At 73.7% G+C, this 12,612-nt stretch carries 4 protein-coding genes; 3 read left to right on the top strand and 1 reads right to left on the bottom strand.

The features are described from left to right. Positions 1-142: 142 nt before the first annotated feature. From ACIP37_RS05820 to ACIP37_RS05810, 3 genes are read left to right on the top strand one after another with little or no spacing between them, the layout of a single operon-like run. A complete protein-coding gene (locus ACIP37_RS05820) occupies positions 143-2,617 on the top strand; it encodes a lantibiotic dehydratase (protein ID WP_400802950.1) in 2,475 nt (824 codons plus the stop codon). Next, a complete protein-coding gene (locus tag ACIP37_RS05815; RefSeq protein ID WP_363588654.1) occupies positions 2,614-3,471 on the top strand; it encodes a methyltransferase domain-containing protein in 858 nt (285 codons plus the stop codon). The genes ACIP37_RS05820 and ACIP37_RS05815 overlap by 4 nt, the downstream gene beginning before the upstream one ends. A gap of 57 nt (positions 3,472-3,528) precedes the next feature. Next, positions 3,529-10,890, top strand: a complete 7,362-nt coding sequence (locus ACIP37_RS05810) for a thioester reductase domain-containing protein (RefSeq protein ID WP_400802954.1) — start codon at positions 3,529-3,531, stop codon at positions 10,888-10,890. Positions 10,891-11,083: 193 nt separating this feature from the next. Here the strand turns inward: ACIP37_RS05810 and ACIP37_RS05805 are convergent, their stop codons facing one another. Continuing rightward, positions 11,084-12,577 (bottom strand): MFS transporter, encoded by a 1,494-nt coding sequence (locus ACIP37_RS05805; RefSeq protein WP_400802957.1) that lies wholly within the window; start codon positions 12,575-12,577, stop codon positions 11,084-11,086. Between the last annotated feature and the right edge of the window lie 35 nt (positions 12,578-12,612).

Below are 12,612 nucleotides of genomic sequence, written 5' to 3'. Positions count from 1 at the left end.
GAGTCTCCGACGAAAAGCGAGACCAGTCTGGAGAATTGACATGACGTCACTGAAAACGTCACTGAAAACGTCACCGGCAACGTCACTGACAGCGTCACTGACATGGAAGGTGCGGGCGGGCGACGGGGAACTCTCGGTCGAGATGATGCCCTGGTCGCTGCTGCGCGCGACCGGCTTCCCCGCCGGGCTCCTGGACGGGCTCGCGTCCGAGGAACTGCTCGGCACCGCCGCCGGGGTGCTCGCGGCGGAGCAGGCGGTCGCCGCCGAGCGTGCGCACTTCCTGGACCTGCTGTGGCCGGGGCTGCGCAAGGCCGTACGGACGGTCGAACCGCGCCAGCGGTCGCTGCGCGCCCTCCAGAGCTGCCGCCGGCTGGTGGACGGGGGCGCGCCCCTGGACGAGCGGTGCGCAGCGGTCCTCGCGGCGACCGGCGCGCCGGACTGGGCGCCCCGCTGGAACGCCCTGGTCGCCGCGCTCGACGAGCGGCTGGCGGCGGCCGGGACCGCGCTGGAGGCGGCCCTGCTGCGGGCCCGGCTGCACACCGCACGGGCCGCCGGCCGCGACGACTTCGGGCACGCCGTGTTCGTGTCGAACCCCTCGTTCCACCACACGGCCCTGGAGACCCCGCCGCTGACGCACCCGGGCTGGGCGCAGGCGCGGGACGAGGGCGGCGCCCTGCCGCAGACCCTGCGCCGCCGGGTCGACACCCTGCACCGCTATCTGCGCCGGTTCGCCACCAAGTGCGAGACCGTCTCGTTCTTCGGCCCGGTGCTGTTCGGCCGTCTGGTGCCGGAGCAGGAGGAGACCCTGCTGGTCGGCGCGCCCGGCCGCGAGAAGGTCGTGGTGGAGGCGAGTGCCTGGCTGGTGGAGGAGCTGCGGGAGCAGGCCGCCCGCGAGGTGCCGCTGACGCGGCAGCGCGTGTGGCCCAGCCCGCTGTTCCGCCGGCCGGACTCGTCCCCGGTGCTGGAACGGGCCGTGGACGGGCGCAGGTTCAGGGTCGCGGCGCCCGCGCTGGCCCTGTGGAGTGCCGCCGCCGCGGCGCCGGGGAGCCGGCTCGACTCGCTCGTCGGCGCCGCCGGCCCCGTGCCGGCCCCGCATCGGGCGGGGGCGGACGACGCGTACGCCGCCGGGCTGGTGAAGGCACTCGGACCGGCGCTGGTCGTCTCCCCCTGGCGGCTGCCGGCGACCGAGCTGCACGCGCTGACCAGGCTGGCGGCCGAGCACCCCGCGGACACGGTGGTGGACCTGGCGGAGGTCCGCGACACGTACGCGCAGGCGCCCTGGCCCGAGCGGGCGGCGCACCTCCTCGCCGTGCGGGCGGCCCGCGCGGCGGACGGCGGGCGGGTCTCGCAGGACAGCGGACGGCACTACGCCGACCGCGAGCTGTTCCACGAGGACAGGTCGAGTCCGCTGAGCGAGCGGGTCGGCTTCGGGGCGCCGGTCGTGGAGCGCATCCGGGAGGTCACCGAGGCGGTGTTCCCGCTGGTGTTCCTCGCGGCGCTGCTGGCCAGGGAGGACGCCCGCGACGCCCTGCGCGCCGAGCTGGCGGGCGCCCCGGCGCCGCTCGCCGCACTGGCCGCACGGGAGATACCCGCTCGTTCACCGCGCCGGGACCGGCTGGACGCGGTGCTGCGCCGGCTGGTCGGGCGGGCCGTGGAGGCCGCGGGAACGACCGACGGCCGCCCCCCGGTCGTGGAGCTGAGCCGTAGCGAACTGGCCGAGGCGCTGGCGCCGCTGTGGGACACCGTGACGTACGGCCCCGACGACGCGTGCCTGCCGAGCCCCGACCTGATGGTGGCGGGCCCCGACCCGGCCACCGCCGACTGGGTGCTCTCGGAGCTGCACGACGACTGCAGCTCGATCTTCGGGGGGCTGGAGCGTCCGCTGCACAGCGACCCGGACGGGCTGTGGGCCGGCTTCACCGAGCGGGTGGCGCGAGCCGTGCCGTCCGGGACCGCCGCGACCATCGTCTCGCGCCGGCGCAGCGCCCACGTGACCCCCGAACTCCCCGGTACCGCCATCGAACTGAGCGGCCTCTCGGGCAAGGACCGGGCCGACGTGGTGCCGATCGCGGATGCCGTCGTGCCCGCTTCGGCCGACGCGGTGGTGGTGGACGGCCGGCGGCGGCTGCTCTACCCCGGTGACCTGTCGTCGACGCTGCACCGCGCGGTGTCCCGGCCCGCGCTGGTCCCGGTGCCGGTCGACCTCGGGGCGTACACCCCCAGGATCGTGGTGGACGGTGTCGTGGTCCAGCGGGCCCGCTGGCGGCTGAGCATTCCGGAAAGGGCTCCGGAGAAGACCGCGGACACCGTCACCCAGTGGTTGTCCGTGCAGCGACTCCGGGCCGCCCGGGGAATGCCGCGCCACGTCTACGTGAAGCATCCGGCCGAGCCCAAGCCGCTGTACGTCGATTTCGCCGATCCGCTGTCGGTGATCGATATCGCGCGACTTCCCGGAGGGGAAGTCGTCGTGTCCGAGATGCTGCCCACCCCGGATCAGTTGTGGTGGCGCGTGGCGGACGAAACGCATTGTGCCGAATTCCGTCTCGGCTGCATCGTGCGGCCGGTGACGTCCGACAATCCGCTGACCCCGGAACAACAGGAAGAGAGCGCGTCATGACCGAGGACCTCCGCATCACCTCACTGGTGAGGGACGCTTACGACAAGGCCGCCGAGCAGTACGAGTCCGCCGGTCAGATGATCTTCCACCCGCTGGGGAAGATGATCGCCGACACCCTGGAGCTCTCGCCGGGCGAGCGGGTGCTCGACATCGGCTGCGGGCGCGGCGCCTGCCTGTTCCCGATCGCCCACGCGGTGGGCCCGGAGGGCTTCGTGCTCGGCATCGACCAGGCCCAGGGCATGGTCGACGCCTGCACGGCCGACATCACGGCCCGCGGGGTGTCCGGCTGGGCCCGCGCGGAGCTGGGCAACGCCCAGGACTTCGCCTTCGCCGAGCCGTTCGACGCGGCGAGCGCCGGGATGGTCCTGTTCCTGCTGCCGGAGGCGGAGAAGGCCCTGTCCTGCGCCGTCGCGGCGCTGCGCCCCGGGGGCAGGTTCGCCGCGACCACCTTCCCCACCGAGAACGGCAGGCTGGCCGCCGGCTGGGAGTCCGCCGAGATCCTCGCCGGAGTGCTCGCCAAGCACCTCCCCGAGGGTGTGGACGACCCGTGGCAGGTGGTCCTGGGCCTCGGCGGCCCGCTGGCCGGTGAGGAGTCCACGGCTGCCGCCTTCCTCACCGCCGGCTTCAGCGATGTGCGGATCCGCCACGTCCCGGCGGACTCCCGCTTCGAGACCATCGACGACTACCTGGCGTGGACCAAGACCGTGACCACCCGCGTGCAGTGGGACCTGGTGCCCGCGGAGCGGGTGGCCGAAGCGACCGACGAGGCGCGCGAGGCGCTGCGGGTGCTCGCGGGGCCGGACGGCTCCCTGGAGTTCTCCTGCCCGACCAGGACCGTGCTGGCCGTTCGCTGACGGCACGACCGCAACCGTCTACCAAGCGCTGAACACAGAGCCGAGAGGTGCGATGACATGGCTCCTGACACGACCCCTTCGCTGATCCGTCCGCTGTCCGAACTGCTCGGCGGACACGCCGCCCGGATCGGGGACAAGGTGGCCTTCACCGACGCCCGGCGGGGCGTCGGCTACCGGGAACTGGATCTGCGGACCTCTCGGCTCGCCGGCCGGCTTGCCGCGCTGGGACTGGAGAAGGACGGCCGCGCCGCCGTCCTCATGGGCAACAGCGTGGAGATGGTGGAGAGCTGCCTCGCCGTCATCCGGGCGGGCGGCATCACCGTGCCGCTGAATCCGCAGGCGTCCGAGGCCGAACTGGTCCACTTCCTGCGGGACTCCGGGGCGTCGGTGGTGCTGTGCGACCCGGCACGGCTCGACGTGCTGCTGCGCGCGGTGGCCGCGTCCGGCCCGTCCCGGCCCTCGATCGTGCTCACCGGCGACTCCCCCGGCGCCGCCGCGCACGACACCGCGGACACCGCGGACACCGCCGGGTACGACGTCACCGCGTACGAGACGCTCGCGGCCACCCCGTACGACGGGCCGGTGCCCGAGGAGAACCCGCTCGACGCTCCGGCCTGGATGCTCTACACCTCGGGCACCACCGGCCGTCCCAAGGGGGTGCTCTACTCCCTGCGCAGCTCGCTGTGGCTGGTGGAGGCCTGCCACGTGGGTGTGCTCGGGATGACGCAGGACGACCGGCTGCTGTGGCCGATGCCGCTGTTCCACGGCCTGGGCCAGAACCTGTGCGTCATGGCGGTCGTGGCCGTGGGCGCCGGCGCCCGGCTGATGAGCGGCTTCGCCCCTTCCGAGGTGCTGGACGCCCTGCGCGACGACGGGGTGACCTTCCTCGCCGGGGTGCCGACGACGTACCACTACCTGCTGGACCGCGCCCACCAGGAGCACACCCGGCTGCCTTCGCTGCGGCTGGGGTTCGTCGCCGGTTCGGCCGGCGGCGCCTCCCTCGGCAGCCGTTTCGAGGAGGCGTTCGGGGTCCCGCTGGTGGACCAGTACGGATCGACCGAGACCGGCGCGATCACCTCGAACCGGCCGACGGGCGACCGGGTCGCCGGGGCGGCCGGGCCGCCCGTTCCGGGGGTGGACATCCGCCTGGTGGACGGCGGTTCCGGTGCCGAGGTGCCCGACGGCGAGCAGGGCGAGGTCTGGGTCAGCGGCCCCAACCTGATGCTGGGCTACCACGGGCAGCCCGGCGCCACGGCGGAGGTGCTGCGGGACGGCTGGTACCGCACGGGCGATCTGGCCCGCCGGGACGCCCTCGGGCAGGTGACCCTGACCGGCCGTCTCAAGGAGCTGATCATCCGGGGCGGCGAGAACATCCACCCCGTGGAGATCGAGGACGTGGTGCGCACGGCGCCGGGCGTGGCCGACGCGGCGGTGGGCGGGGAGCCCCACGAGGTGCTCGGCGAGGTGCCCGTCGCGTACGTGGTGCCCGGTCCCGAAGGCGTCGACGTCCAGGCGCTGTTCGAGCACTGCCGGACGCGGCTGTCCTTCTTCAAGGTGCCGGAGAAGGTGTACGCCGTCGAGCGCGTTCCGCGCACCGCGTCCGGGAAGGTCACCCGGCATCTGCTGGCGGACGCGGATGCCCGGTTGCTCGGTACGGCGTCCACCGGCGCGCCCGGGGAGCGCGGGGAGCGCGGGGCCGAGCCCGACCGGGGCGAGTGGGCGAGCCGTCTCGCGGCGCTGACGGCGGCCGAGCGGGCCCGGACGGTGCTGGACCTGGTCCGCGCCGAGGTGGCGCTCGCGCTCGGCGTCGAAGCCGAACGGGTCACGCCCACAAGGCCGTTCGTGGACCTCGGCCTCGGCTCCCTCGCCGTCGTGGCGGTCGGGCGGCAACTGTGCGCGCTGGTCGGGCTGCGGCTCCCGGCGACCGCCGTGTTCGACCACCCGACGCCCGCCGCCTTCGCGGACCGGCTGGTCTCCGAGCTGACGGAGCCATCGGAGCCGACAGAACCGTCGGAGCTGACGGAGCCGACGGGCACCCGCACGGCCGCCGAAGCGTTCCCGGCCGAGCGCACGACCCCCGCGGGGCCCGACCCGGACGGCGCCGAGCCGATCGCCATCATCGGCATGGCCTGTCGCTTCCCCGGCGGGGTGGAGTCGCCCGAGCAGCTGTGGGACCTCGTCGCCGCAGGCCGGGACGCCACCTCGGACTTCCCCGCCGACCGGGGCTGGGCGCTGGACACGCTGTTCGACCCCGACCCCGACCACCACGGCACCAGCTACGTCTCACGCGGCGGCTTCCTGACCGACCCGTCCGCGTTCGACGCCGGATTCTTCGGCATAGCCCCGCGCGAGGCGACCGCGATGGACCCGCAGCAGCGGCTGATGCTGGAGGTCGCGTGGGAGGTCTTCGAACGGGCGGGCCTCGACCCGACCGGCCTGGCCGGCTCGGAGACCGGCGTCTTCGTCGGCACCAAGGGACAGACGTACAGCACGCTCGCCGCGCCCGGATCCGAGTACGAGGGCCATCTCGGCTTCGCCACCTCGGGCAGCGTGATGTCCGGCCGGGTGGCCTACACCCTCGGTCTGCACGGCCCCGCCGTCACCGTCGACACGGCCTGCTCCGCGTCCCTGGTGGCCCTCCACCTGGCCTGCGGATCCCTGCGCTCCGGTGAGTCGCGGCTCGCGCTCGCGGGCGGGGTCACGGTGATGTCCACCCCGGACGACATGATCACCTTCAGCAGGCACCGGGGCCTCGCCCCGGACGGCCGGGTGAAGGCCTTCGCCGGCGCGGCGGACGGCACCGCCTTCGGCGAGGGCGCGGGGGTGCTGCTGCTCGAACGGCTCTCGGACGCGCAGCGGGCGGGCCACCGGGTGCTCGCCGTGATCCGGGGCAGCGCCGTGAACCAGGACGGCGCGTCCAACGGGCTCACCGCGCCCAACGGCCGGGCGCAGCAGCGGGTGATCCGCCGGGCGCTCGACAACGCCCGGGTGGCCGCGCACGAGGTCGACCTGGTCGAGGCCCACGGCACGGGGACCATGCTCGGCGACCCGATCGAGGCCGAGGCGATCCTCGCCGCGTACGGGCGCGGCCGGGACCCTCAACGGCCGCTGTGGATCGGCTCGGTGAAGTCCAACATCGCCCACACCCAGGCCGCCGCGGGCATGGCCGGTGTCATCAAGCTGGTGGAGGCGATGCGGCACGCCGTACTCCCGGCGACCCTGCACGTGGACCGGCCGTCACCGCACGTCGACTGGTCGTCGGGGAACGTACGGCTGCTCGACGAGGCGCGGCCGTGGACGGCGGCCGACGGACGGCCCCGGCGCGCCGGGGTGTCCTCCTTCGCCATCAGCGGCACCAACGCCCATGTCGTCCTGGAGGAGGCCCCGCGCTCCCCCTCGGCCGAGGAGACCCCGGCCCCGGTCCGGGCGCTCACCGCCGTACCGTGGCTGCTGTCCGCGAAGTCCCCGGCCGCGCTGCGCGACCAGGCCCGCCGGCTGGAGTCGTTCCTGCGCGCGGCGCCCGAGCGGGATGCCGTGGACGTGGGGCGCACCCTGGCACTGTCCCGGGCCGGGCTCGAACACCGGGCCGCCGTCGTCGCGGACCTCGGTCGCGGCGCGGACGGGGCGGGCAGCGCGGAGGGCCTGCTACGCGCCCTCGGCGCGCTCGCGGAGGGCGAGCCCGCGGCCGGGCTGACCACGGATCACGCCGGTGCCGCCCGGACCACGGCGTTCCTCTTCACGGGCCAGGGCTCCCAGTGGGCCGGCATGGCCCGTGAACTGTACGAGGCGTTCCCGGTGTTCGCCGAAGCACTGGACACGGTGTGCGACCATCTGGCACCGCAGGTAAGGCAGTTGCTCCTCACCGCCGGCGACGCGGCGGACGGCGGACGCATCCATCGCACCGGTATCGCCCAACCCGCCCTGTTCGCACTGGAGGTCGCGCAGTTCGCGCTGCTGCGGTCCTGGGGGGTGCGTCCCGACGCGCTCGTCGGCCACTCCCTCGGCGAGCTGGCCGCCGCGCACGTCGCCGGGGTGTTCTCGCCGGCGGACGCGGCCAGGCTGGTCACCGCCCGGGGCGAGCTGATGCAGGCGCTGCCCGAAGGCGGTGCCATGATCGCGCTGGAGGCCACGGAGGACGAGGTCCTGCCGCTGCTCGCCGGCCGGGAGTCCCGGCTGGCGATCGCCGCCGTGAACGCGCCCCGGTCCGTCGTGGTGTCGGGCGACGAGGACGCCGTGGCGGAGGTCGCCCGGGCGGTGTCCGAACGGGGCGGCAGGACCAAGCGCCTGACGGTGAGTCACGCTTTCCATTCGCCCCGGATGGACGCGGTGCTGGAGGAGTTCGAGGCCGTGGCCCGGACCGTCACCTACCGTGCGCCGGACGTGCCGATCGTCTCCACGGTCACCGGCGCCCTCGCCGGTGCGGAACTGCTGACACCCGCGTACTGGACCGGGCAGCTGCGCTCGGCCGTCCGGTTCGCCGCCGCGGTGGGGACCCTGCGGGAGCGGGGCACCGACACCTTCGTCGAACTGGGCCCGGACGCGTCCCTGACGGCCCTGGTGCGTCAGATCGCCGACGACGCCGACAGGGGTGACGGGGGTGACGGGGGTGGCCGCGCGGGCGGCCACCGTGCGCTGCCGGTTTCCCGGCGTGACCGGCCCGGTGCCGCGACCGCCGTCGGTGTCGCCGCCGCGCTCCACACCGCCGGCGTCCCGGTCGACTGGGCGGCGTTCTTCGACGGCACCGCCGCCCGCCATGTCACGCTGCCGACCTACGCCTTCCAGCGCAAGCGTTACTGGCTGCCCGCACTCGCCGCCCCCGCCGCGTCACCGGTACCGACCGTGGCCGTGGAGTCGGCGGCCGGGGATACGGCCGGGGAGACCGCCGGGGAGACCGCCGAGAAGACGACCCCGTCCGGGCGGGTGCTCAAGCCGGGTGAGCGCCCGGAGGTCGCCGCCCGTCTGGCCGGCGTGCTCGCCGGACTGGACGAGGAGAAGCAGCTGCTCCACATGGTGGACCGGATCGCCACCCGGATCGCGGCGGTGCTCGGCCATGACAGCGCGGACGCCATCGACCCCGACGTGCCGTTCCTCGAACTCGGCGTCGACTCCCTCATGGCCGTGGAGATGCGCAACCAGTTCAGCGACTTCTGCGGGGTGAGCCTGCGCCCGACGCTCGTCTTCGAGCACCCGACCCCGGCGGTGCTCGCCGACCACCTGCTCGCGAAGGTGCTGGCCGCGGTGTCCGCCACGCCGGGCGTCGACGAGGACGCGGTGGACTTCGCCGCCGAGGTCGTCCTGGCGGCGGACGTCTCCCCCGCCGACGAGGTGATCTGGGTCGCGGACGACCCGCGGGAGGTGCTCCTCACCGGTGCGACCGGGTTCCTGGGCGCGTACCTGCTGCGCGACCTGCTGCGGACGACCCGTGCGACCGTGCACTGTCTGGTCCGCGGGGCCGACGAGGCGGACGCGTGGGCGCGGCTGCGCGAGAACCTGGAGTGGTACGAGTTCTGGGACGGCATCGACCCGGACCGGTTGTCCGTGGTCGTCGGCGATCTCGCCCGGCCGCTGCTGGGGCTGGCCCCCGAACGCTTCGACGCCCTCGCCCGCAGCGTGGACAGCGTCTACCACGCCGCCGCGACCGTCAACGGCCTCTACCCGTACTCGGCGTTGAAGGACGCGAACGTCACGGGCACCGCGGAGATCCTGCGCCTGGCCGCACGGCACCGCACCGTGCCCGTCCACCACGTCTCGTCCACCGGTGTGTTCGCCGCGGAGGCGGTCCCCGGGCAGGCCCTCCAGGTGACCGATCCGCCGGGCCCCGCCGAGGCGCTGTCGTCCGGCTACCGGCAGACGAAACTGGTGGCGGAGCAGATCATCGAACTCGCCAGGGGGCGGGGCCTGCCGGTCTCGGTCTACCGGGTGGACGAGATCTCCGGCGACTCGGAGCGCGGCTTCTGCCAGACCCACGACTTCGTCTGGCTGAGCATGAAGGGCATCGTGCAGGCCGGCGCCGTACCGCAGGATCCCGCCGGCATCTTCCACCTGGTGCCGGTCGACCACGTCAGCGCGGCGATCCTGCGGCTGTCCCGCGACGACCGGGCGGCGGGCCGCAACCACCACCTCGCCAACGGGACGCACCTCCCGTTCTCCGCGATGACGGAATCCCTCCGCTCCCTCGGCTACCACCTGGACGAACTCCGCTGGGACGCCTGGGTGCGGCGCATCCGCGCCGACCGCGACAACGCGATGGTCCCGATGATCGACGCCTTCGAATCGACCATCTACAGCGGACGCAACCACTACCTGTCCGTCGACACCTCGCAGACCCGGGAGCTGCTGGCCGGTACGGGCGTCGACTGCCCGCCGATGACGCGTGAACTCTTCGAGAAGTACGTCGGGTTCTTCGTCCGCGTCGGCTACTTCCCCGAACCGGGCGTCGGCCGCTTCCCCGAACCGGGCGCCGGCGACCTTCCCGGCGGCGACGCCGTGGACGGCGGTGCACAGGCCTTCCGGGTCCGGAAGGCGGCGCGGGAGGACCTTCCGGCGATGGCAGGCATCTGCTTCGAGGCCTTCAACGCCCTGAACGCCTCGCTCGGTCTCGCTCCGGAGTGGTCGTCGGTGGACGAGGTGACGGAGATGTTCCGGGACCGGCTCGCGGCCCCGGGCTGCCTCGCCTACGTGGCGGTCGACGGCGCGGGCTCCGTGACGGGCTCCAACTTCCTGGTCCTGGGCGAGTCCGTCGCCGCCTTCGGCCCGCTCAGCGTCGCGCCCGGCGCGCAGGGCGGCGGTGTGGGCCGGCTGCTGATGGACGAGGTGATCGGCGCGGCCGCCCGGCACGACCGGGACTCGGTCCGGGCCGTCCAGGTGACCAACAACCTGGGCGCGTACCGGCTCTACTCCTCGCTCGGCTTCGTCCCGTACGAGCAGCTGTCCCTGGTCGCCGGGTACGCACCGCCCACCCCGGCGAACATGGCGGGCTTCACGGTGCGCGCGATGACCGAGGACGACGTGCCCGCGTGCCAGGAGCTGTACCGCTCGGTCAACGGCCATGCGCGGGACGGAGAGATCCACATGGCGGCCAAGCGGGCCTTCGGCTGGTCGCAGCCGTACGTGGTCGTGGACCGGTCGAGCGGCACGCTCGCCGGCTACACCACGGGCCTGTCCGACCTGGGCCATCTGACGGCGGCCTCGGAGGCCGCGGCACGGGCGCTGTACACGGGCGCCGGCGAGCTGATGCGCCGGGCCGTCCCCGACGGCGCACCGCCCCGGCTGCGGATCCCGGGCCGGCTGCTGCCCGAGACCCTGAGCTGGGCGTTCCGCACCCGGGGCATCGCCCTGGAGCGGCTGGAGACGCTGGTGGTGCGCGGCTCGTACACGGCGCCGCAGCAGGGGGTGTACTGCCCGGGGCTGTCCTACTGAGGCACCGTCCCTACCGAGGCACCGCCGTACAACGCCGCGCACCGCCACGCACCGTCGTACAGGGAGCACGCGAGGGCGCTCACCCCGTAGCCGTCGAGGGCAGGGTGAGCGCCTTCGTGCGTCCGGAGGCCGCCGTTCGGTCGCCGTTGTTCGGTCGCCGTTGTTCGGTCGCGCGTCCGGAGGCCGCCGTTCGTCAGACCGGAGTGACCGGCACGTCCTCGCGCACGGAGCGCTCGCCCCTGGGTACGGCCAGCAGGGTGATGAGCACGCCGAGCAGGGCGAAGCCCGCCCCGACGGCGAACGCGAGCCGGAAGCCCTCCGTCATCGCGTCGGCCGTGGCCGGGCCACCGGCCTGCTTGCCCTCAAGAAGCTCCCTGATACGGGCGTTGGCCACCGAGGAGAGCACGGCGAGGCCGAGCGCGCCGCCGATCTGCTGGGTGGTGTTGATGAGGCCGGAGGCGAGACCCGACTCCTGCGGTGTCACACCGGAGACGGCGACGATGGTCACGGGCACGAACGAGAACCCGAGTCCGAGTGCCGCGACCACCGAGGGCAGGAGCACGTCCCCGGCGAACGTGCCGTCGGCGGGGATGCGGGTGAACAGCAGGAGCCCCACCGCGGTGAGCGCCAGACCGCAGGCGAGGACGGGCCTGGGTCCGACCTTGGTCACCAGCTGCGAGGCCGCACCGGCGGCGACGATGCTCGCCACCGAGAAGGGCAGATAGGACAGTCCGGCCTCCAGCGCGGAGAAGCCGAGCACCTGCTGGAGGTAGAGGGAGATGAAGAAGAACATCGACAGCAGCGCGGCGCCCACCAGCAGGGACACCGCGTTGGCGCTGGAGAGGTTGCGGTTGCGGAAGATCCGCAACGGCATCACCGGGTGCTTGACGAGGCGCAGTTCGACCAGGGCGAAGACCAGCAGCAGGACGGCCGCGAGGCCCAGCAGCCCGATGGTCCTGGCCGAGCCCCAGCCCGCCCGCTCGGCGTCCACGAGCGCGTAGACCAGCACGCTGAGACCGCCGGTGACCAGTGCGGCACCGGCGAAGTCGATGCCCGTGCGCTCGTGGCCGCGGCTCTCGCGGACGAACCCCGGCGTGAGGACGGCGGCGACGACGCAGATCGGCACGTTGACGAACATCACCCACTCCCAGCCCGCCCACTGGGTGAGCACACCGCCGAGCAGCACGCCGATGGCACCGCCCGCTCCGGCGAGCGCGCCCCAGATGCCGAGGGCCTTGTTGCGTTCGGCGCCTTCGGTGAAGGTCGTGGTGACGATGGACAGGGCGGCCGGCGCGATGATCGCGGCGCCGAGGCCCTGCCCCACCCGCGCGGCGATCAGCAGGCCCGCGGTCGGTGCGAGACCGCCGAGCAGCGACGTGGCGGCGAACAGGCCGAGTCCGGTCATGAACACCCGCCGCCGTCCGAGCAGATCGGCGGTCCGGCCGCCGAGCAGCAGGAAGCCGCCGAAGGCGAGTGCGTAGGCGTTGACGATCCACTGGACGTCGGAGTCGGCGAAGTGCAGGTCCCGCTGGATCGAGGGCAGCGCGACGTTCACGATCGAGGCGTCGAGCACCACCGTCAACTGGGCGACGGCCAGGACGACGAGCGCCTTCCAGCGGAGAGGATCCGGGGAGGAGGTCGAGGTCGAGGTCGAGGTCGATAAGGAGGAAGTGGGAGGCACGGCCATGGGAGGGATACGCTCCTGTGGGTTAAAGTGGTAAC

Source organism: Kitasatospora sp. NPDC088861 (assembly GCF_044750105.1).
GTDB lineage: Bacteria > Actinomycetota > Actinomycetes > Streptomycetales > Streptomycetaceae > Kitasatospora.
This window is presented reverse-complemented; position numbering and strand designations above follow the sequence as displayed.